This is a genomic window from Blochmannia endosymbiont of Camponotus sp. (assembly GCF_023586085.1).
Lineage (GTDB): Bacteria > Pseudomonadota > Gammaproteobacteria > Enterobacterales > Enterobacteriaceae > Blochmanniella.
The window spans coordinates 239,711-263,148 of record NZ_CP097757.1 but is presented as its reverse complement, the minus strand read 5'-3'; the positions used below and the strand labels follow the sequence as shown (position 1 = coordinate 263,148).

19 protein-coding genes, 1 tRNA gene, 1 other RNA gene and 1 pseudogene are annotated in these 23,438 nt (G+C 27.8%); 12 read left to right on the top strand and 10 right to left on the bottom strand.

Annotation, left to right across the window (positions count from 1 at the left end; genetic code table 11):
- Positions 1-408 precede the first annotated feature (408 nt).
- Positions 409-1,635, top strand: coding sequence for a tRNA CCA-pyrophosphorylase (locus tag M9400_RS01080; protein WP_250232589.1), 1,227 nt, complete (start codon positions 409-411; stop codon positions 1,633-1,635).
- A 255-nt stretch (positions 1,636-1,890) separates the two neighbouring features.
- On the opposite strand, the gene M9400_RS01075 is transcribed toward M9400_RS01080, so the two are convergent.
- Positions 1,891-2,715, bottom strand: a complete 825-nt coding sequence (locus M9400_RS01075) for an undecaprenyl-diphosphate phosphatase (protein WP_250232588.1) — start codon at positions 2,713-2,715, stop codon at positions 1,891-1,893.
- Positions 2,716-2,892: 177 nt separating this feature from the next.
- Entirely contained in the window at positions 2,893-3,252 is a 360-nt protein-coding gene (locus M9400_RS01070; RefSeq protein WP_250232587.1) for a dihydroneopterin aldolase, read from the bottom strand.
- 127 nt (positions 3,253-3,379) lie between these two features.
- Between M9400_RS01070 and plsY the strand changes: the two genes are divergently transcribed.
- Positions 3,380-3,967, top strand: coding sequence for a glycerol-3-phosphate 1-O-acyltransferase PlsY (gene plsY, locus M9400_RS01065; RefSeq protein ID WP_250232586.1), 588 nt, complete (start codon positions 3,380-3,382; stop codon positions 3,965-3,967).
- Positions 3,968-3,998: 31 nt separating this feature from the next.
- On the opposite strand, the gene tsaD is transcribed toward plsY, so the two are convergent.
- The gene (gene tsaD, locus M9400_RS01060) at positions 3,999-5,015 is read right to left on the bottom strand and encodes a tRNA (adenosine(37)-N6)-threonylcarbamoyltransferase complex transferase subunit TsaD (protein ID WP_250232683.1); all 1,017 of its coding nucleotides are present in this window, start codon (positions 5,013-5,015) and stop codon (positions 3,999-4,001) included.
- A 174-nt stretch (positions 5,016-5,189) separates the two neighbouring features.
- Here tsaD and rpsU point away from each other — a divergent pair, with 174 nt between their 5' ends.
- From rpsU to M9400_RS01040, 4 genes are all read left to right on the top strand, one after another.
- The gene (gene rpsU / locus M9400_RS01055) at positions 5,190-5,405 is read left to right on the top strand and encodes a 30S ribosomal protein S21 (RefSeq protein WP_250232585.1); all 216 of its coding nucleotides are present in this window, start codon (positions 5,190-5,192) and stop codon (positions 5,403-5,405) included.
- A gap of 164 nt (positions 5,406-5,569) precedes the next feature.
- Positions 5,570-7,318, top strand: coding sequence for a DNA primase (gene dnaG / locus M9400_RS01050; RefSeq protein ID WP_250232682.1), 1,749 nt, complete (start codon positions 5,570-5,572; stop codon positions 7,316-7,318).
- Positions 7,319-7,484: 166 nt separating this feature from the next.
- Positions 7,485-9,332, top strand: coding sequence for an RNA polymerase sigma factor RpoD (gene rpoD, locus M9400_RS01045; RefSeq protein ID WP_250232584.1), 1,848 nt, complete (start codon positions 7,485-7,487; stop codon positions 9,330-9,332).
- A gap of 280 nt (positions 9,333-9,612) precedes the next feature.
- Positions 9,613-9,687: transfer RNA gene (locus M9400_RS01040), tRNA-Ile, on the top strand.
- A 125-nt stretch (positions 9,688-9,812) separates the two neighbouring features.
- On the opposite strand, the gene M9400_RS01035 is transcribed toward M9400_RS01040, so the two are convergent.
- From M9400_RS01035 to rsmI, 3 genes are all read right to left on the bottom strand, one after another.
- Positions 9,813-10,367, bottom strand: coding sequence for a DedA family protein (locus M9400_RS01035; protein WP_250232583.1), 555 nt, complete (start codon positions 10,365-10,367; stop codon positions 9,813-9,815).
- Between the two features lie 562 nt (positions 10,368-10,929).
- An RNA gene (gene rnpB / locus M9400_RS01030) (RNase P RNA component class A) lies at positions 10,930-11,338 on the bottom strand.
- A gap of 39 nt (positions 11,339-11,377) precedes the next feature.
- On the bottom strand, positions 11,378-12,268 hold the full coding sequence (gene rsmI / locus M9400_RS01025; protein WP_250232582.1) for a 16S rRNA (cytidine(1402)-2'-O)-methyltransferase: 891 nt from the start codon (positions 12,266-12,268) through the stop codon (positions 11,378-11,380).
- 554 nt (positions 12,269-12,822) lie between these two features.
- On the opposite strand from rsmI, the gene dolP reads away from it, so the two are divergent.
- On the top strand, positions 12,823-13,410 hold the full coding sequence (gene dolP, locus M9400_RS01020) for a division/outer membrane stress-associated lipid-binding lipoprotein (protein ID WP_250232581.1): 588 nt from the start codon (positions 12,823-12,825) through the stop codon (positions 13,408-13,410).
- Between the two features lie 1,258 nt (positions 13,411-14,668).
- Here dolP and rpsI read toward each other — a convergent pair.
- Positions 14,669-15,073: a 30S ribosomal protein S9 gene (gene rpsI, locus M9400_RS01015; RefSeq protein WP_250232580.1), complete on the bottom strand. Its 405-nt coding sequence runs from the start codon at positions 15,071-15,073 to the stop codon at positions 14,669-14,671.
- A gap of 27 nt (positions 15,074-15,100) precedes the next feature.
- Entirely contained in the window at positions 15,101-15,529 is a 429-nt protein-coding gene (gene rplM / locus M9400_RS01010) for a 50S ribosomal protein L13 (protein WP_250232579.1), read from the bottom strand.
- A gap of 423 nt (positions 15,530-15,952) precedes the next feature.
- Here rplM and M9400_RS01005 point away from each other — a divergent pair, with 423 nt between their 5' ends.
- Both M9400_RS01005 and M9400_RS01000 read left to right on the top strand, forming a co-directional pair.
- Positions 15,953-16,351, top strand: coding sequence for a Z-ring associated ZapG family protein (locus M9400_RS01005; RefSeq protein ID WP_250232578.1), 399 nt, complete (start codon positions 15,953-15,955; stop codon positions 16,349-16,351).
- 306 nt (positions 16,352-16,657) lie between these two features.
- Positions 16,658-17,926: pseudogene (locus M9400_RS01000) on the top strand (Do family serine endopeptidase); the annotation flags it as partial.
- A 111-nt stretch (positions 17,927-18,037) separates the two neighbouring features.
- Here M9400_RS01000 and murA read toward each other — a convergent pair.
- Positions 18,038-19,297, bottom strand: coding sequence for a UDP-N-acetylglucosamine 1-carboxyvinyltransferase (gene murA / locus M9400_RS00995; protein WP_250232576.1), 1,260 nt, complete (start codon positions 19,295-19,297; stop codon positions 18,038-18,040).
- A gap of 54 nt (positions 19,298-19,351) precedes the next feature.
- A complete protein-coding gene (locus tag M9400_RS00990) occupies positions 19,352-19,606 on the bottom strand; it encodes a BolA family protein (protein WP_250232575.1) in 255 nt (84 codons plus the stop codon).
- A gap of 1,904 nt (positions 19,607-21,510) precedes the next feature.
- Between M9400_RS00990 and lptC the strand changes: the two genes are divergently transcribed.
- The 3 genes from lptC to lptB are packed head-to-tail and all read left to right on the top strand — an operon-like array spanning position 21,511 to position 23,374.
- Complete coding sequence (gene lptC, locus M9400_RS00985; protein WP_250232574.1) at positions 21,511-22,113, top strand: LPS export ABC transporter periplasmic protein LptC; 603 nt, start codon at positions 21,511-21,513, stop codon at positions 22,111-22,113.
- Positions 22,114-22,150: 37 nt separating this feature from the next.
- Positions 22,151-22,615, top strand: coding sequence for a lipopolysaccharide transport periplasmic protein LptA (gene lptA / locus M9400_RS00980; RefSeq protein ID WP_250232573.1), 465 nt, complete (start codon positions 22,151-22,153; stop codon positions 22,613-22,615).
- A gap of 33 nt (positions 22,616-22,648) precedes the next feature.
- Positions 22,649-23,374, top strand: coding sequence for an LPS export ABC transporter ATP-binding protein (gene lptB / locus M9400_RS00975; protein WP_250232572.1), 726 nt, complete (start codon positions 22,649-22,651; stop codon positions 23,372-23,374).
- Positions 23,375-23,438 lie beyond the last annotated feature (64 nt).

The following is a 23,438-nucleotide window of genomic DNA, read 5'->3' as shown; positions in this document are numbered from 1 at the left end:
TTTAGTAAATAATTAAAATCTACAAATATAAATAATTCCTAGTGTTTTATGGCATTGTGTTTAAATTACAATGAATCGTATATCTCCCAAAAAAGTTTGCAGATAAGAATTTTATATTAAATTAAAAAGCAGGTATTAATGTTCTTATATTTAAAATTATTTATACCACATACAATTTTATATATCCGAACTAATTTTATTATTATTATTATTAGAATAATTATTTGACTAATTTATTATGTAAGACAATTAATAACAACAAAACCAAATCCATTATATTTTATATAAAAAATCATATGACATATGAAATAATTTTATTTTCTAATTTATCAACATCACATAAAATATATGTATAATTTATATATCTCCTATATCAAAATATAGATCATTTAATTAAAAAATTGCACAATGGAAAAATATTTAGTAGGTGGCGCCGTACGAGACACATTGTTAAAACTACCAATTAAAGAAAAAGATTGGGTAGTAGTAGGATCTAGTCCTCAAGAAATGTTAAGCAATGGTTATGAGCAAGTTGGAAAAGATTTTCCAGTATTCTTACATCCAGAAAATCACGAAGAATATGCATTGGCACGTACTGAACGAAAATCCGGTAGAGGCTATACTGGTTTTACTTGTCATACAGATCCGTCGGTCACTATTGAAGAAGATCTATATCGTAGAGATTTAACTATTAATGCTATGGCCTATGATACACATGGCAATCTTGTGGATCCATATCATGGACGACGAGATATACAATTACGATTATTACGGCACGTTTCTCATACATTTAACGAAGACCCTCTACGAGTATTAAGAGTTGCTCGATTTGCTGCGCGGTTCGCGCATATGAATTTTACTATAGCTCCAGAAACACTAATGCTAATGCAACAAATGATTCATGAATTGTTATTTCTATCTCCAGAACGTGTGTGGATTGAAACAAAAAAAGCTTTAATTACAAATAATCCACAAATATATTTTATAGTTTTGCATCATTGCGGAGCATTAAAAATCTTGTTTCCTGAATTCAACACACTATTTGATACACCTGATTTAGTACAGCAGAATACACCAATAAACACTGAGAATCTTACTATGATGATGCTTACTAAGATTGCTTGTCTAACAGATGATATCAATGTGCGCTTCTCTATTTTATGTCGTGACTTAGGAAAACCAACTCTTCTTAATAATAAAAAAAAACGCATTAAACATCATGATTACAGAAAATCAGGAGTTCCTTTAATTAACAATTTATGTAATAGATTAAAAATACCACATGAAATTTGTAATTTTGCAAAAATTGTTTCTGAATATCATGATTATTTATATAATATTGAAACATTAACACCAAAAATGTTAATGAAATTATTTAATGTTTTTGATTGTTGGCGACGCCCCAAGAGACTAGAACAAATCATTTTAATTAGTCAATCTAATACGTTAAGATATACAAATCACAACGATTATTTATACAATCAAACAAATTTTTTGCACACAGCCTTTTCTATTACTAAAAAAATTTGCATTGCAGATATTATTGAAGACGGATTTACTGGAATCAATATAAGTAAAGAATTACAGGCTAGACGATTGCATGCGTTAAACATTTGGAAAAATAAAAACAAATAATATTTAAATATAAAAATTGTAAAAACTACAAATAGTAAAATAACTTGAAATACACAATCCAAACTAAAAAACAATTATTAGATATGCACAACATCTGATTTTAGCATAACCAAAATTATCTAAAAAATTTTCATATAGATATATAAATTATTGTATATGTAACGCTAGTCTTATTATGTGAGATCCGAAATATATAAATTCATTCTTAACTCCTATGTAATCTATTAACAACTATTTTAAAAACATCAACGTTAATTATGTTATTAATCCCCAATAAATTCCTCCAGCTAACAAAAATCGATATATAGCAAAAGGAATTAAAGAAATATTTTGAACTATTTTTAAAAAACATCTCACAATAAGTGAAGCTATAACAAATGCCACTATACTACTGCCAATTAATAACAAAGCATCCGTTGTACTAATAGAAGATCCACAATGGTATAAAGTTAATACTACAGAACCAAATATAATAGGAACTGCTAAAAAAAATGAAAATTCTAATGATATACGCCTATTTAATCCAACCAATAAACCCCCTCCGATAGTAGCTCCAGCACGAGAAAATCCTGGCCAAAACGCTAAACATTGGAAACATCCAATTAAAAAAGATTGCACATACGTTATATTATCAATTTCTGATACACGCGGTCCTTTTAGTAAACATAATTCCCCAATTAATAAAAATATTCCACCAATTATTAATCCATACATAATATATGTTAACCCGAAAATCAATTTAATTTCTTTGTAAAAAATTAAACCCAACATCACCCCAGGAAACGTCCCTAATAATATATGTCGAATACATAAATGATTATTGCCATAATGTTGTTTAACAAACATTTTTTTCATACAAACTACACTCATACTATGTAATCTATTCCAAAACATTATTGTTATAGATAAAATAGCACCTAGCTGAATAATCACAGTAAAAGTTTTTTCTGAATCTTCCATATAATGAAAAATACTCTCCACTAGCATCATATGGCCTGTTGAAGAAATAGGAAGAAATTCTGTTAAACCCTCCACGACCCCCAGAATCAATGAAATAATTAATTTACGTACGTCTAACATTAATAATCCAAAATAAACAACATAATTATAACATTTAATTTAATATAAATAATTGAAAAGATAAACTGCCGCATTGTTTTCAACATATAGAATAAAATTGTATTTATTTAAAAAATTTATTTGATCTAAAATAGATACACATACGCTTGCTTAAGCAACTAATCTTATTTTAAGGATTTAATAAATATCCACTTTTCGTTCGATGCATACACCAACATTAGAAGCACCGCGAATTGCTCCAGGCTTACTCACTTTTACACGAATCCAATAAACGCAAAACTTTTTTACTAACGTGTTTACTGTTAAATTAGCAACATCTTCTATTAAATAGAAATATTTTTTACTTACTAAATCAAGTATTGTTTGACTTACATGAGTGTAATCTACATAGGATGTTTTACTTGCTCCACCTAAGAAAACTGCAGTATCATATGACAATTGCAAATCAAAAATTAACCTTTGTAAAGATTTTTTTTCCCAATCATATATACCTATATATGCCATCACTGTTAGTTGTTCTATAAATAGAATGTTCATTTATATGTTATGATATTCAATTTATGTAAATAAATTATTTATTAAAATAATACTAACGATGTAAAAAATACACTATATATTAATCTTATATAATAATCACTCACTACACATCGAAAAAGAATGACTTATGACTCTTATTTCTATTTTAATAATAATATCTGCTTATTTGTTAGGATCAATATCTAGCGCTATTTTAATATGCAAAATATTAGATATCCCAGACCCAAGATATTTTGGTTCTAAAAACCCCGGTGCTACTAATATTTTTCGTATTGCAGGCTATAAAATCGCAATTCTAGTAATATTATTCGACGTATTAAAAGGTGCAATTCCAATATGGTTAGGCTATTATCTGGAAATTTCATCTAATTCCTTGGGAATTACAGCTATTTTTTCATGTTTAGGACACATGTACCCCATATTTTTCAAATTTTATGGAGGAAAAGGCGTGGCTACCGCATTTGGAGCACTTACTACAATAAACGTTAATCTTTCCATCATCATGATAAGTACCTGGTTATTAACTGTACTATCTTTTGGATATTCTTCATTAGGTGCTGTTATTTCTGCATTAATCGTGCCTTGCTATACTTGGTACTTTCAACCCCAATATTCACTTCCAACGATAATAATATCTTCTTTAGTTTTAATCAAGCATATTGTCAATATTAAACGACTATGGAATCATCAAGAAAAACGTATTTGGCGTAATTAATATAAAATATTGCTAATAATAATTATGGCAATTATTTTATTCTCGGAAGGGATTCTAAAGACCAACGTGGTCTTACTAAAATTGGTAAATCACTAAATAATCCAGCCTTAAGTCTAATAAATCCAGTATACGCAACCATTGCTCCGTTATCTGTACAAAATTCTGGACTAGGAAAAAATAATTTTCCTTTTAAGATACGCATCATTTTTGAAAGATACGATCTTAATGCATGATTAGCGCTAACACCTCCAGATACTACTAAACAATTTAATCCAGTTTGATCCAATGCACGACGACATTTAATTGCTAATGTTTCAATAACGGCATCTTCAAATGCACGTGCAATATCAGCACGAGTTTGAACATCATGAGCGCTTGACATAATAGTATTTACCGCAAAAGTTTTTAATCCGGAGAAACTAAGATTTAAACCTGGTCGATCAATCATGGGACGAGGAAATATATAACGATCCGCAATACCCTGTCGAGCCATTTGCGATAACAAGGCGCCACCAGGATATTTTAATCCTAACAATATAGCAATTTTATCAAATACTTCTCCAACAGCATCATCAACAGATTCGCCTAATATTTTATATTTTCCTATATCACTTGCAAATACCAGTTGAGTATGTCCGCCAGATACTAATAATGCTACAAACGGAAATGTAGGAGCTTTTTTTTCTAACATCGGCGCTAACAAATGAGCTTCCATATGATGAATATCGATAGCAGGTATTTTACAAGCATAAGCAAGTGTTCTAGCAATAGTCGCTCCAACTAATAAAGCACCTATCAAACCAGGTCCAGCAGTATACGCTATTCCATTAATATCTTCAGGTTTTAAATAAACTTGCCTTAATGTAGACAAAATTAAAGGAACTATTTTTCGTACATGATCACGAGCAGCTAATTCAGGCACAATTCCTCCATAGTCAGCATGTAACGAATCCTGACTGTATACTTTATTAACTAATAACCCTTGATATTGATCATAAATAGCTACGCTGGTTTCATCACATGAAGTTTCAATACCTAAAACTCGCATACATATTTCCATATTTAATTAATAATTATAAAATACTTCACATTAGTTTTATATTTCATGTCATAATATTTAATGTTATATTACAAAATAGTAAAAATATAGTTATTTTAATCATGTTAATATCATGATCTTCAACAAGAAGATGAAAAAATAAATAATAATAGAGAAAAATATATGCCAATAATTAAAGTACGTGAAAACGAATCATTTGACGTAGCGTTACGCCGTTTTAAAAGATCTTGTGAAAAATCAGGAATTTTATCTGAGGTACGTCGTAGAGAATTTTATGAAAAACCAACTACAGAACGTAAACGAGCAAAAGCATCAGCAATTAAGCGTCATGCAAAAAAATTAGCCCGAGAAAATTTAAGACGTGTTCGATTATATTAAGTTATTCTCACTCATATAATTTTTTAATATACAAAAAATAAATGAAAAACATTATTTTTATGATGAGTACAACTAAGTCACCTATATTTATAAACATAACATTTAATCATAACTTATAATAACGTTAGTGTTATTTGTTATTCAATAACACAAACTAAGGAGATATAATTACCCGTATTCCAAATACAGTAATCAATGAGTTGATATCGCGTACTAATATTGTTGATTTAATTGGTCGACGTATATCTTTAAAAAAACAAGGAAAAAATTTTCTGGCTCGTTGTCCATTTCATGTCGAAAACCACCCATCATTTACTGTTAATATCGAGAAACAATTCTATTATTGTTTTAGTTGTGGATCACATGGGAATGCGATAGATTTTCTGATGAATTATGACCGACTTACATTTATCGAATCTATTAAGGAACTATCAGTTATAAATGGGATATCATTAGAGCTAAATGTAGACATTTTAAAAAAAAATAATTGTCAAAAACCCAATTTGTATCAACTAATGAACAAATTAAGTCAATACTATCAAAATATATTGATTCAAAAAAAATATTTATATGCTTATAAATATTTGCAAAATCGTGGACTAACCGCTAAAACTATTACTGACTTCAACATTGGATTTGCTCCACCTGGATGGAATAATATAATACGAAAATTTCGTTTTACATCATATGATCAAATACTACTTGACCAATCAGGTATGTTAATTAGTAATAACAGAAAATATAAATATGATCGATTTCGTAATCGTCTTATGTTCCCCATACGAGATATAGCAGGAAGAATCGTAGCATTTGGAGGGCGTGTCATCACACATAAAAAAATGCCCAAATATTTAAATTCACCAGATACCGAAATTTTTAAAAAAAATCAACATTTATATGGTTTATATGAAGCACGCATACAATGTAAGAATCCCTCTTATATACTTTTAGTAGAAGGGTATATAGACGTTATTACATTAACACAATTTGGAATCAATTATGCAGTCGCTTCTTTAGGAACTACCACTGCTAATCATATTAGATTATTATATAATATCACCAATCAAATTATTTGTTGTTATGATGGTGATCATGCTGGTAAAAAAGCTGCTTGGCGTACATTAAACATCGTTTTACCATATCTTACTGACGATCGCCAAATAAATTTTATATTTTTACCTCATGGAGAAGATCCAGATACATTAATACGTAAAATAGGAAAAGATAATTTTTTAAAAACATTAACACAAACACAAGATTTATCAAATTTTCTTTTCAAAACACTATCACAAAAAATAAATTTACAAACATTGGGGGGTCGGGTTAAATTAAGCAACCTAATATTACCTATGCTTAATAAAATTCCTGGAAAAACATTAAAATTATGTTTACTACAACAATTAGGTAATAAAATAGGAATTTTAGATGAAAATAAACTAAATCAATTGCTTATAAACAAACCTGTTTTATCTACTAATAAAATAAAAAAATATTGTATAAATTATAGCGTAGAACACATATTAATAGGATTGCTAATACAAAATCCACAACTTTCTAAATTAGTACCAAACATACAAGAATTAAAACAATTTAAAAAAAACGATATCATGATGTTGATTTTTACTGATTTAGTTAAAATATGTAAGACATATCCAACACCAACTCCTGCACAATTGTTAGAGTACTACCGTGAGAATAAATTTTTTTCAAAACTTGAAACACTAGCATATTGGAACCACTTGATTACAAATGATATGATAGAAACCGCTTTTATTGATGCATTAACTAAATTATATAATTTCACTCTTGAACAACGTCAAGAAATACTGATCGCGCGTGATCGAATATCTGGATTAACAACACAAGAACGTCAAGAATTGTGGTTATTAACTCAAACATTATCAAAACGTTAATATAAAATTATACACTTTTTAGGTTCAATATTACTAATGAAAATAATCATAAAAATACCTCCTGAATAAATTACTGTTAATAATTTTATTTACATATTATCGATAGATGGGCACTACACCATCTATTAAACTTTTAAATATCACTGCAAACGTGGGAGTCTTTTTTATGGAACATAACCCACAATCACAATTTAAGTTACTCGTCACACTTGGGAAGGAACAAGGATATTTAACTTTTTCTGAGGTCAACGATCATTTACCAGAAGATATTGTGGATCCAAGTCAAATCGAAAATATAATTCAAATGATGAATGATATGGGTATTCAAGTCATGGAAGAAGCGCCTAGTTCCGATGAGTTTTTGTTAATTGAGCATACTAGTTCTACTAACGACGAAGAAGACGCAACAGAAGCAGCAGTACAGGCATTAGCTAATGTTGACTCAGAGTTGTTAGGTAGAACAACTGATCCAGTACGAATGTATATGCGAGAAATGGGTACTGTAGAGTTATTAACACGAGAAGGCGAAATAGATATTGCTAAAAGAATCGAAGATGGGATAAATCAAGTGCAATGCTCAGTTGCTGAATACCCAGAAGCAATTACTTATCTATTAGATCAATATAAACGTGTAGAAACCGGAGAAACACGCCTTTCAGATTTAATTACAGGTTTTGTAGATCCTAACGCAGATGAAGAAAATATATCAGCACGCACAAATATAACTCAGAATATAACTCCTGAAACTGTTTCTGAAACAATATCTGACGACGATGAAGAAGAAAATAATGATGAAAATAACATTGATCCAGACGTAGCTCGTAAAAAATTTATAGCGCTACGTAATCAATATGAAATAACGCGAAAATCAATAAAATGTAATGGACGAAATCATGTTCAATCATCAAAAGAAATCTTAAAGCTTTCTGAAGTATTTAAACAATTTAGATTAGTTCCGAAACAATTTGACAACTTAGTTAATAACATGCGCTCTATGATGGAACGAGTACGCATACAAGAACGTTTGATTATGAAATTATGTGTTGAAATTAGTAAAATGCCTAAAAAAAATTTCATAGAGTTATTTTCAGGAAATGAAACTAATAAAGCTTGGTTTAATACGGCTTTATCTATGCACAACACGTCATGGTCGGAAACATTACATAAAGTTGATGAAGATGTACAACATAGTTTATCAAAACTACACCAAATTGAAAAAGAAACAGGACTAACAATAGAACAAGTGAAAGATATTAATCGTCGTATGTCGATTGGGGAAGCTAAAGCTCGCAGAGCTAAAAAAGAAATGGTTGAAGCTAATCTTCGCTTAGTCATATCTATTGCTAAAAAATATACAAATAGAGGGTTACAATTTTTAGATTTGATACAAGAAGGTAATATTGGTTTGATGAAAGCTGTAGATAAATTTGAGTATCGTCGTGGTTATAAATTTTCTACTTACGCTACTTGGTGGATTCGCCAGGCAATTACTAGATCAATAGCAGACCAAGCACGTACTATTAGAATTCCTGTTCATATGATAGAAACCATCAATAAGCTTAACAGAGTTTCTCGGCAAATGCTACAAGAAATTGGACATGAGCCAACACCAGAAGAATTAGCAGAGCGCATGCTTATGTCAGAAGATAAAGTTAGAAAAGTATTAAAAATAGCGAAAGAACCTATTTCCATGGAAACTCCTATAGGAGAAGATGAAGATTCTCATCTTGGTGATTTTATTGAAGATACGAATCTTGACTTACCTTTAGATTCAGCAACTTCAGATAATTTACGTACTGCCACTCATGATGTACTTTCTGGATTAACTCCAAGAGAAGCTAAAGTACTACGTATGCGGTTTGGTATTGATATGAACACTGATCATACTTTAGAAGAAGTGGGAAAACAGTTTGATGTAACACGGGAACGTATCCGTCAAATAGAAGCAAAAGCTTTAAGAAAATTACGTCATCCTAGCCGCTCTGAAATATTACGCAGCTTTTTAGATGATTAAATAAATATAAAAATTTTAAAAAATAATTACCAATTGGTATAATTATGATATCACATATTAATTTACAATATATATATTCAATATACAAATATAAAACATAACAATTTTTGCAAAATTGCATAAAGTATGCTATACACTACGACGTAGAATATCAATAAATAAAATTATATAGTAGAACATCAATATAACTTGATAACATATAGAAGACTTCGATTATAATGATTTATTTAATATTAAATAAAAAATTTTTCATATTGCAGGTAATTTAAATTAAAATCAAGGCCCCTTAGCTCAGATTGGTTAGAGCAGGCGACTCATAATCGCTTGGTCGCTGGTTCAAATCCAGCAGGGGTCATAATATTTTTACTAAAAATAATTTTTACATTATCTCATTAAGCGTTTACAAATCATTTTTTAAAAACCCCATGATCTAATAGCATTAATATCATTATCAATGAGTAATTTTGACTACATTATCTATTATAATAGATAAAAAAATTCTAATCGTTCCAAAAAAAAACCCAAAACAATAAGTATAAACACCCATACAAATGAACTGATCCAATTAAACAATTGGAAACGAAAGGAGCTTAATCCAGACACCCCTGCAATAGTAGGTAACACTGTTCGCACGAACACTATAAAACGACCAACAAAAAGAGCAGATAGTCCATGTTTGTGGATCATACGATTTGCTCTTTGATAGGATTTATTAGGTATAAAAGATAACCAGCTTTTTATTGTTTTGTTATTTTCTAAAAATTTACCTTGCAAATAACTCATCCAACTACCTAAGCTTGCAGCTACTGTTAAAATTCCTAAAGTTGCAGTAAAATTTAAAATACCTTTCGCAATTAATATTCCTAATACAATTAATAAACTGTCTCCTGGCAAAAAAAATGCCGGAAGAATAGCATTCTCTAAAAAAAGAATAATAAATACTAACGAATAAATAGCTAATGCTAACCTTAAATTAGGAAATAACGTAAGATTATTCTGCCATATTATATTTAGTAATTCTTTTAAAATATCCATGACTCACTGAATTGCATACATATAAGAATATTTAATCAATTTAAAACAAATCTATATTTTTTGCATATCCCTATTTTAGTCCATCACTTTTCAACAAAAAATACAAATCTACTATTCCTTTAACCCCTCTACATAATGCTGCCAACAAATAATTAGAAATAATATTTATTTAATCACTATAATTATAAATTCTGAAATATTTTTGTAGAAATGTTAAATTCTTTAAAACTTTTGTATAAAATGTATTAATGTAACTATATATCTATTTACGTTAAATAATGCAATGATATGTTGTAAGTAAATACTGATTAAATTTTAATTTACATATTTTATTTGTTGATAACATTACAAATTAATTTAACGATACCACATAAAAATACTTATGATAATAAACAACAGTATGTGATATGGATGTTATAAGTATCAAATAAAATTTTCATTGTCTATCATAAATAGTATAATTTTTCTATAATTAACGATTTAAAGACACATTACTGACTATAAAACTAAACACTTACTATATTATTTTTTATTTTATTCTTCTTACTCTATATTTATTTTAACAAGGAGCTAGTCATTAAGCCGGGTTCTGTTTTAAACAATCATTCATCTACACTGGTATTCTCATGCCAGCTTAAGCGGCTTACCCAAGTTCAGTACGGACCATACTATAGAACTTCTATTCAGCCTTGCTCCGAGTGGAGTTTACATGATACAAACTGTTACCAGCCCATATGGTGCGCTCTTACCACACCTTTTCACCCTTACCTATATTATTTATCATTATTCGTGATAATAAATAATTATTGGCGGTTTTCTTTCTGTTGCACTTGTCGTAGATTCACATCTCCCAGGTGTTACCTGGCACTCTGCCCTATGGAGCCCGGACTTTCCTCCCCTTCACTTGTAATTATACCAATTTCATCTTCATTACTACAAATACAAGAAGCAGCGATTGTTTGACTAACTCCCTAAAGCATTATAACCATTATTTTAAATGATGTCATTAATCAATTAATATTTTGATCTGAAATTTTATTTAATTGTTTACTCAAATACTTTTTATAAAGCACATTTTTTCTTACTCCATATATATATTCTACTAAAGTTGCAGCTTTTTTTATAGATAACTCCGATGCCAACAAGTTCATGACATGAAGTATTTTTGGCGATAATTCATTATTTTTTAGACAATTTCCTGCTACCACCAAAACCATTTCTCCTTGAATTCGAGAATTATCTTTTTGTATCCAAGATAATAATTGGCCGACAGGGGCTCCATAAATAGATTCCCATATTTTAGTTAATTCCCGAGCTAATACAACATAACGTTCTAATCCAAAAATACTAATCATATCTTTTAAAGTATCCATTATGCGGTATTTTACATCATAAAAAATTAATGTGCGTGGTTCTTCCAATAAGGCTTGTAAACGACCTATTCGTAAACTATGTTTATGCGGTAGAAATCCTTCAAAACAAAACCGATCCGTCGGCAATCCAGATCCACATAATGCGGTAATAGCAGCACATGGGCCAGGAAGCGGAATAACCTTAATTTTTAATTTCTGGCAACATTGTACTAAACGATATCCTGGATCGTTAATTAATGGAGTACCTGCGTCAGAAACTACAGCAACACTTAATCCTGCCTGTAATTTTGAAATTAATATTGGTATTGTTTTATATTCATTATGTTGATGTAATACACACAAAGATGTACGAATAGAAAAAAAATTTAATAATATGCGAGTACGGCGTGTATCTTCTGCAGCAATACAATCTACTTGGCGCAACACTGATAACGCTCGGCATGTAATATCTTCTAAATTTCCAATAGGAGTTGGAACTATATACAAAGCAGATACACAATTAGTTATTGATGATGATGTTTTCTTCATATATTAATATCTTATTTTAATAGGAATTATTTTAATAAAAACTATAAAATACGGTGCATTTTTATTGTTAATACCAACATACTAAATTAGTGTCTCATACATTAAGACTCACCAATATAGGAATAATTAAATAATATAAAAATTAATTAGTACATTATTTTTATTATTTTTTAAAAATTTAAGCGCATTTTAAATATGTATTTAACTAAAACATGTTTTTAACTAATACTTCAACATTGAATAATTAAAATTTACTAGTTGAAATATAATTCATTTTAAAAATTACTTCTTGTCAAAATGGTTACTTTAAAAACAAATGATAAACATAATGAAATTATTAAAAATACTTAACAAAAATATAATAATCTTATGTAAATTTTTTAAAAGTATACTATACTCGCAGTAAAATGAGTATTTTCATATTATTTACAATTATTATTGATACATTTGTGTAATCAAAATGGTTAGTTGCGATTAATTTACTTACAAAAAATATAATAAGTGAACTAGTATTAATATCCATTTTTAATATCTGAATTTGTGAATACATATAAATGAACATTAGATATCATATAGTTCAATTATTATTAATTTTGTTTTCTGTATTGGTATTGCAAGCTTGTTGTTCAAGTATGTTAGCTATCGGAACTGCTGCATTTATTACTACAGCATGGCATGATCCTCGTACTATAGGTACTCAACTGGATGATCACATTTTAGAAACTCATATTGCTTACGCTTTTAACAAAAATCAACACATTAAAAAATACGCACGTATAAAAAACACTGTATATCAGGGTAACGTATTATTAACTGGACAGGCTCCCTCTATTTCTTTTATCAAAGAAGCCATAAAAATAGTAACTAAAATTAATGGAACAAAAAATATTTATAATGCAATTCGACAAGGTACGCCAATATGTTTGCAATCTATTTTCACAGATACTTTGATTACTAATCAAATACGTTTAAACCTTTTGCTTAAAAGAGATATACATGCTTCTAGTATTAAAATAATTACAGAAAATAAAGAGGTATTTCTTTTGGGTCAAGTTACTTATGCAGAAGGTAAATATGCTGAAAAAATAGCAAACACAACAAATGGGGTAAAAAATGTAACTACTGCATTTTCCTATGCATAAGGGAAATGCAGTAGTTACAGATCAGAAATATAAATCTTTTCTTCAATAAGTTTGTTTATTATACTTTATAAAAATTATTTGTATAAGTTTAAATTACAGATAATACTTGAGAAAATAGAGTAAAAATATATCCATACACATCATTTATGATGTAATTTATTTACTAACTTTTATCATCATAAAAGGCTAGTTATCATTAATTAATGCTTTTTTATTTATATTCATAAATATACCAAATTAGCAAATTTCTAATTAATTCTATCTACAAATAACATAGAATTTTTAACAAAAATAATAAAACACTTCCTATTTCCACATTAGGATATAACTTTGAATATGAAGAAATTAATCAATCTATTTGTCAATACAATATATTCATAAATCAACATCATTTTAAACATATACAAATACTATAAAAACACACACTTTAACACTAAATTTTAGTTTATATATACCATATGTAAAACCAAATAAATTATTTCATTTAAATTAATAAGAAATATTGAATATAATGCGTGAATCTTTAATAAAAATAGATATAGTACATCATCACCTTATCTATAAATCATCATTTATATGCATATATGTTTACTAACATAGGAAGTAATAATAAAAATACTTAAAATAACCATTTGTATACAATATACTTATCTATATATCTAATTATTTTAATAATAATCAATCACTCTGTATATACTCTATCTTCAATGAAGATTCTATTTTTATTTTTATCAAAAATATACTTTAGGTTTAAATTATAAAATTTTTTAATTTATACGCATAATGAACATTATTGAACTTTTTAAAATTCTATGGCTTGAAAGTTAACAATATTTATTACAAATAAACCCTACATGATTATAAATCTTCATTCTCTTACAACAAAGACATCCCTACGATTATTGAATCAATTATAATTCCGTGAATATTAAAATATATAATTTTTAAAAAATAAAACGCACGATCATATCAATTTCGTTTTATATAACACAATATAAATAAACCTAATCATCAAACCAATAACACATCTACCATACCACTAATACGACATGTATATGCATACACCATCCCATAGGGATCAATGTTATTTTAAATAATACTATCTCTAATTTTTATTAACCAAAACACTTACAGTATGCTGAACCTTTACCTCAATGTTTATCATTAAAAATGATTTCATATTTAATTTTCAATCTCATTTAAAAGATAAAACCATTACATCCTTATACTTATTTATACACAAAATGCGTCAAAAATATCAACGTTTAGAAAATTGAGGGCTCCTTCGTGCCTTACGTAATCCTACCTTTTTTCTTTCTACTTCTCTTGAATCTCTAGTAACTAATCCAACTGAACGCAATACATCACGTAATTTTTCATCATACTGCAATAATGCACGTGTTATTCCATGACATATAGCACCAGCCTGCCCAGATGTACCTCCACCTTTCACAGTAATATATATATCTAACTTATTATTTAATAAATTAGTAATTTTCAAAGGCCTGGTAACAATACACTGCATACTATTTTTAGGAAAATATTGATTTAATTTACGTTTGTTTATAATAATTTTTCCATTACTCGTCGCGTCTAGTTTAATGAATACCCGAGCTGATGCACTTTTTCTTCGCCCGGTACCATAATATTGATTATAGATCATACTCTATTTTCCATTGTATTTTATTCATCAACAATCTATTAATTGAGGTGCTTGAGCAGAATGTATATGTGTATCTCCCGAATATACTTTTAATCTGCAATACATAATACGACCTAAAGGACCTTTAGGTAACATACCTTTAACTGCAATTTCAACTACTTTTTCAGGATACCTATCAATCATTCTCTTAAAATTAGATTGTTTAATACCTCCAACATACCCAGTATGATGATAATAAATCTTATTATCACGCTTACGACCACTTACAGATACTTCTTTTGCGTTTAACACAATAACATAATCTCCAATATCAATATGGGGAGCATATTCCACTTTATGTTTGCCAATTAAATATCTAGAAATCACAGTAGATAAACGACCAAGTATTTTATTTTTAGCATCAATAACATGCCATTTTCGTCTAATCGTATTTGATTTTGCCATAAAAGTTTTCATGAAAATAAAGTTCAACTCAACATAAAAATCTACCTATTCTAATTAAAAATAGGTTTTTAATATGAAAATCATTATAACACAATAAATTCTATACTATAATAGCGTCATTCAAAAATAAAATTTCTCCAATGTTATTTAACATTTAAAACAGATATGTATTAATACTCAACACATAAAATATCTCACATCTATATGTCTATAGATTAACTAAAATTTAAATAATTAAGAAATATAATCACATTATATTTTACAATGAATAAATTCATTGTATATTATCAATTAATAAAATCGATAATTAATATTCCTAAACAATTTTTAAAGATTATTTTTAATCACCTAAATATTTAGCCAAAGTACTTATGCCACTTAATTAATATACAAAACAAAGTGTATTAAACAAAATAAATTTTAGGAGTTATTACCATGATATGTATGTATATACTTGCAAGCTTAATAATTGGTATTACAACAGGGGCAATTATAATGTACTACAGAACTCGTTATTTGCTACATAATCAAAAAAATTTATACGACGAATTACAAGAAAACAAAATTAAGCTAAATGAATACCAAAGAGAACTAAGTAAACACTTTTTATGCACCATAGAGTTATTAAACAAAATGATAGTTGATTATCGTCATCTATATCATAATGTAAAAAAAAGCGCTAATTTTTTTCTACCAAACGCACATATTCAAGATATAATGTGCATGTTTAACACTAAAGAAGCAAAGATACAAAACGAACAACTACCGATAGAAGCACCACTAGATTATTCTAATAATACGGAAAATACTCTAAAAAATCATGATAACAAATAAAGCTAGCATCATTTATATAAATTTCATTATACCCTATATTATATTTTCATGTATGAAGTGTTGTCTTCAACACCACAGCTTGCGGACAATTAAAATTAATTATAGGCCTCAATATATGTAATTTAGTCACTAAAATTTTATAAACATTTTAGTATAAATATTATTCTTACCTAAGAATATAACTAACTAAATTAATTATTTATGAAAACAACACATTTACTTAACATATTGAGTATATTATTCGCATTAAGCATTTCATGCTCTCAATCTTCTATCAATCATACAACATTTTCTACGGAAAAATCAGGATTCCTACCAAGTTTAGCTCCCATGTTAGATACAGTGCTTCCAGCAGTAGTAAGTGTACATGTGGAGGGTATTCAACCAGCAAGAAAACTTACCTTACCTAAAGAATTCAAATATTTTTTTGGACCAGATATACCCGGAGGAAATTTCGGGTCTAGACCATTTGAAGGATTGGGATCAGGAGTGATTATTAATGCCAATAAGGGTTATATTATTACTAATAATCATGTTGTAAATGGCGCGGATAAAATTAAAGTACAACTCAACGATGGTCGAGAATTTGATGCGAAATTAATAGGACATGATGAACAAACTGATCTAGCATTACTTCAATTATCAAAATTTAAAAATCTTTCTGAAATAAAAATGGCTGATTCCGATATCTTAAAAGTTGGTGATTTTGCTGTTGCGATAGGAAACCCTTTTGGATTAGGTCAAACAGCAACTTCTGGCATTGTATCAGCACTAGGCAGAAGTGGTTTAAACCTTGAAGGACTAGAAAATTTTATACAAACTGATGCCTCTATAAATAGAGGAAATTCTGGAGGGGCTTTAGTAAACTTACATGGAGAATTAATTGGAATTAACACTGCCATTTTAACACCTGGTGGAGGAAATATTGGTATTGGTTTCGCTATTCCTAGCAATATTGTAAAAAATTTAAGTCAACAACTAATCGAATTTGGAGAAGTGAAACGCGGGCAATTAGGAATTAAAGGAACGGAATTAACTGCTGATATTGCTAAGGCGCTGAATATTGACGCACAACGTGGCGCATTTGTTAGCGAAGTTTTACCAGGAACTGCAGCTGCTAAAGCAAATATAAAAGCAGGGGATATTATTGTATCTATAGAAGGAAAACCAATAAAAAATTTTGCAGAATTAAGAGTCAAAATTGGTACTACCACCCCAGGTAAAATTATAAAACTAGGGTTGTTACGAGATGGAAAAATACAAACAATATCAGTTTTACTAGATGACAGCACCTCTGTTAGCACCAGTGAAGAGGTATTAACTCCTGCATTACAAGGAGCTTCTTTAAGTAATGGATATTTAAAAGATGGAACAAAAGGAGTACAAGTTGAAGAAGTGGCCAAAGATTCTCCAGCTTATGCTATTGGTTTACAAAAAGGAGATATAATCATTGGATTAAATCGTACGAAAGTACATAACCTATCTCAATTACGCAAAATTTTAAACGAAAAACCATCTATTATTGCACTTAACATTGTCCGCGGAGATGCAAATATATTTCTATTACTACGTTAAATTTTTGCATTGATTTTGTAATCTTTTATATTTGATTTATTTAAAAAAATAAATCAAATATAAAAGATTACAAAATCAATTAAATAAAAATAATTATATATCTAACATAAGCTATTTATTAGTGACTCGTTCAATACAAGCTCCCATGTTCTTTAATTTTTTTTCAATACGATCATATCCCCGATCAATATGATATACGCAATCAACTACCGTTAATCCCTCAGCAATACAACCAGCTAATACTAAACTTGCAGATGCTCGCAAATCTGTTGCCATGACTTGTGCCCCAACTAATGAATTAACTCCATGACAAACAATCATGTTTTTTGATTTTTTAACACGAGCTCCCATACGAATAAGTTCTGGAACGTGCATAAACCTATTTTCAAATATAGTTTCTATAATTTTCCCCGTACCTTCAGATACTACATTCAATAAAGTAAATTGCGCTTGCATATCGGTAGGAAATCCTGGATATGGTTTAGTACATATAGTAATAGCTTTTGGTCGTTTTCCATTCATATTTAAACTAATCCAATCTTTACCAGTTTTGATCTCAGCTCCAGATTCACGTAATTTTTTTAAAACAAAACGTAAAGTATCTGGACGTGATCCTAAACAAACCACATTTGCACGTGAAATAGCGGCAGCAACTAAAAAAGTTCCAGTTTCAATACGATCCGGTATAATACAATACTTTCCGCCACCTAGTTTTCGAACTCCTTCAATAATAATTCTATTACTTCCAGCTCCATTAATATTTGTTCCTAACATAATAAGAAAATTAGCAGTATCAACAACTTCTGGTTCACGAGCAGCATTGTCAATTATAGTAGTTCCCTCTGCTAATGCAGCAGCGCTCATAATAGTGACTGTAGCTCCAACACTAACTTTATCCATTATAATATGAGCGCCATGCAATCGTCCATTCACAGAAGCTATAACATATTCCTTCTCTAACATAATTGTTGCGCCCAATTTTTTTAACCCATTAACATGCAAATCTACTAACCTTTTACCAATCGAGCATCCACCAGGTAACCAAATTTTTCCCTCTCCAAACCGCGCCACTAATGGTCCTAATGCCCAAATAGAAGCACGCATAGATTTAACTAAATCGTAAGGAGCACAACATGTATTAACACTGCTAGTATCTGCAAAAACCACATCACAATGTTCCACTTTTGCTCCCAGTTTTTTTAAAAGTTTTACAGTAACGTCAATATCTTTCAGTTTGGGAACATTGAAAATTTCTACTGGTTCCTCAGTTAATAACGTAGCAAACAAAATTGGTAATGCAGAATTTTTAGCTCCTGATATCCTCACTTCACCATTTAAAGGAGTAGGACCATAAATGTAAAATCTATCCATTATCATAATTTAACGTTAATTACATACTATTACTATAGTAATTAAAAACCTGATTCATATATTATATGACATACGTTTTTTATTCCATTCTTCAGGATTAAATGCTTGAATAGATACAGAATGAATTTCATTATTTAATATATGCCGCATAAGAGGAGCATATATCATTTTATGCCGCTCTAATTCATTCATATTATAAAATATATGACCTATAGCTATAATTTGACAACTATTTTCATAGAAAGAAACATACACTTCATCTAATAATAAATTTTTTAATAAAATACCTTTAACTTCATTCCCATTCATAAGCTTCAAATCCATTTAAAAAATACAATTAATAATAGAACAAATAATTATCTTAATCATGTTTTATTTAAAAATTATTTTAGGCTGTTATTTTTAAATTAAAATATTCTGAAATTTATATTTAATCTTAATCTTAAATAACTAATTTTTGGTTTTATTTTTAGTCAATATCTAACAATAATCATTACTATCTTTATCTTTCAATGAGAATACATTAAAAGATAAAATCTAAAATTTTTGTATATTATATATCTACAAAACTCTTTGTATCTATAAAATACTATAGTATACACAACAATATCTTTTTTATCTAAAAATCTTAGATACCATATTTATCATAATTAAACCAATATTGATAATATATACCTATGAAAATATTGATAGTACATCAAATATATTTTTTATATATACTTACATCATATTTTTTAAAAATATTATTTTTATATTATTAGGTTAATTATTATAATTTTCTCATAATAGTTATTAACCTAACTATAAAAATAAAAAATTTTATTATTTATAGAACCTATAAGACACTGAATAATGTAAAAATAACATTATATTTATAAATTAATTATTTCACTCATCCAGATATTATTAAAATTTATAATATATCAACCATATTTTAATAAATTTTATATCTATATGTTTATAATTAAAAATTAATATTAAACATTACTAAAAATAAATTTTTATTAAAGTAACGCTTTAAATTACATCAATAAACACACCACCGACTATATCAACTACTCAAGTGTAGTTGATAAGCTTAAACAATCTTTATTATAATTTATAACATTATTTCCAACTATTTTTGGGATGGATATATGTATTTATAATTACTAATAACATTACCAAAATGATAATAATTCTCATACAACTTATAATTTTTATTACAAATGCATTAAGAATAAATTTTCCATCAATATTAAAAATAAATTAAAAAATACGCTTTATTACATAAATAACAAATATTATTATATTTCTAATTTAATTATTAATAATCTATTTTGTTACATACGCACTATTTGACTATAATGCACATGTAACAAAGAATATATACAAATTTATCTAAAGTGACTTCGTATAATACAAATTTACAATATATAATTTACGCATACGTACTACAACATAAGAATATTTAACCTAAATAATCATATAGTGATAAAATCCTGTAGAGATTTATCCCGTACTCATACGCTTATGATATTAAATATCTTTATGTTGTGTATATAATGTATAAAAAATTATGTTCAATTAATAAATCTATAAAAGTAAATTCGATTATCTTATTAAAGATAATAATTGTTTTCTATTTTAGAAAAATTAACGATAATATATTTTATATAAATTAAAATTTTATTACTGAATATAAACAATATTCATCTTACATATAAAAATTATACTTTTAATAAAAAACAAACTTAAAAATTACATATATAAATATATTACTTACACACAATATATATTACTTATATTATCTAATACAATACAACTTAATCATAAAAATATTATCACAAACTAAAATTAAAGACACCTAAATCTATCAGAAATACGTAACGCTTAAATAAAACATATAATACTATATGTTATTAACATTAATTTCAAAATTAGCAACTAAACTAAAAATTAATATTTTGAAATTAATTTCATTATATATCACGTTAAGTTAATGAATATATTGTTATGTCTGTACACTACATTTTATGTTGTTATAGATAACTGTTTCAATCGTATTATTTTATGACATACATTATTTTATACGTAGCCTTCTTCACACCAAAATAACACTAAAATTCACGGTCCAAGCAATATTTGATTTATATCAACTCCTGATAATATTTTTTATTATTTACACCAATTAATAATATTAAATTATAACCATTCAATAATGAGATAACACGATGTTTTATCTATCTAGATTATTAAACAAAAACAAAAAATATATTTTTATTTTAATTTTATTAATATTAATAATAATTTTTTTGTCTATTTTTGTAAAAAAATCACTAATCATGTTGAATACATCACTAAATTCATTGGTCAATAAAGAGATTTATACTCATCAAGGTAACAATGTAGTGATTAACACATATTATACGACAGGGCAACTTAAATTTAAATTAACAGCGTATTGTATTCAACATTTTTCAAATCAAAAAATTACTTGGTTTAAGCATCCTGACGTAACTGCTTTTAATGAAAAAAATACTCCAATATGGAAAATTACAGCAAATCAAGCTAGATTAGATCATGGAAAAATATTACATTTACATGGACACGTCCATATGAATAATTTAATAGATAGTGCATATTTTCAATCCATTAAAACAAACCAAGCTATAATTAATTTAATAACCCAAGATATTATTGCAGATAAAAAAGTAATTATACATGGTCGTTATTTTTATTCTGTCGGGATGAAAATGCATGCTAATCTGCATACACAAACAATCAAATTAATTGATAGTACACAAACTTATTATGAAATTCAACATATACGGTAAAAACAGAACGATCCTTATTTGCATTAACATATTTTTTATGTTTACATGTTCCCATGCTATAACACACAAAAAAACACAAATAATTCAAATTTGTTCTCAATGCCAGTCAATTGATATGCTAACTAATACAATAATTTTTACAAATCAAGTTACTCTTAAATATAAAAATATCAATCTTCATGCAGATAAAATACTCATCTCTCATGCAAAAGATATACATCATTTATCTGTAATAGAAGCGCATGGAAAACCTGCTATTTTAAATCAAACACAAGAAGACATAAAGAATTCAATATTTGCTCAATCGTTGATAATATATTATAGCACTAACGATGATACCGTTACTTTTATTGGTAATGCTTATATAGAGCAATCAGGAAGTTCTATAAAAAGTGATAAAATCATATACTCAATAAAAAAAAAACAAATGAAAGCTATTTCTAATAAAGGTAATAAAGTTATAACAACTTTATTAGCCAATCAATCTAAAAAATATGTTTAATATATACTATATAATTAATTCTAATTCGATAGCATGACAACACTTACTATAAGAAATTTATCCAAAATCTACAAAGGACGTTATGTAGTTAATGACATAAGTTTATATATTTCTTCTGGAGAAATTGTTGGATTATTAGGCCCAAATGGTTCAGGAAAAACTACAACATTCTATATGATATTAGGAATTGTTCAACATAATGCCGGGCATATTTTCCTTGGTAAAAAAGATATTAGTATATTTCCAATCTATCTTAGAGCTCGGTTAGGAATAGGTTATTTGCCTCAAGAAAGTTCAATTTTTCGTCGATTGACGGTATTTGATAATTTAATGGCTATATTGCAAACCCAACGTAATCTTAATACAAAAAAACGCAATAAACTTATTGTAGAATTAATGAATAACTTCCATATCAATCATCTACGAAACAATATTGGTCAAACACTATCTGGAGGAGAACGAAAACGCGTAGAAATCGCGCGAGCATTGGCTGCTAATCCTAAATTTATATTGCTTGATGAACCTTTTTCTGGAGTTGATCCAATCGCGATAATAGATATACAAAAAACCATTAAACAACTCCAAGCCCGTAGACTTGGAGTGTTAATAACCGATCATAATGTAAGAGAAACATTACGTATATGTAAGCGATCATATATCATTAATCAAGGAAAATTAATTGCTCATGGATCTCCTAATGAAATTTTGAATAACAAAAATGTACAACAAGTATATTTAGGAGATACAATTAAATTATAATTTTACCATAAACCATGATTGACGCGCACAAACTAAAAATTAATAATTTCTAATAATTACAGCA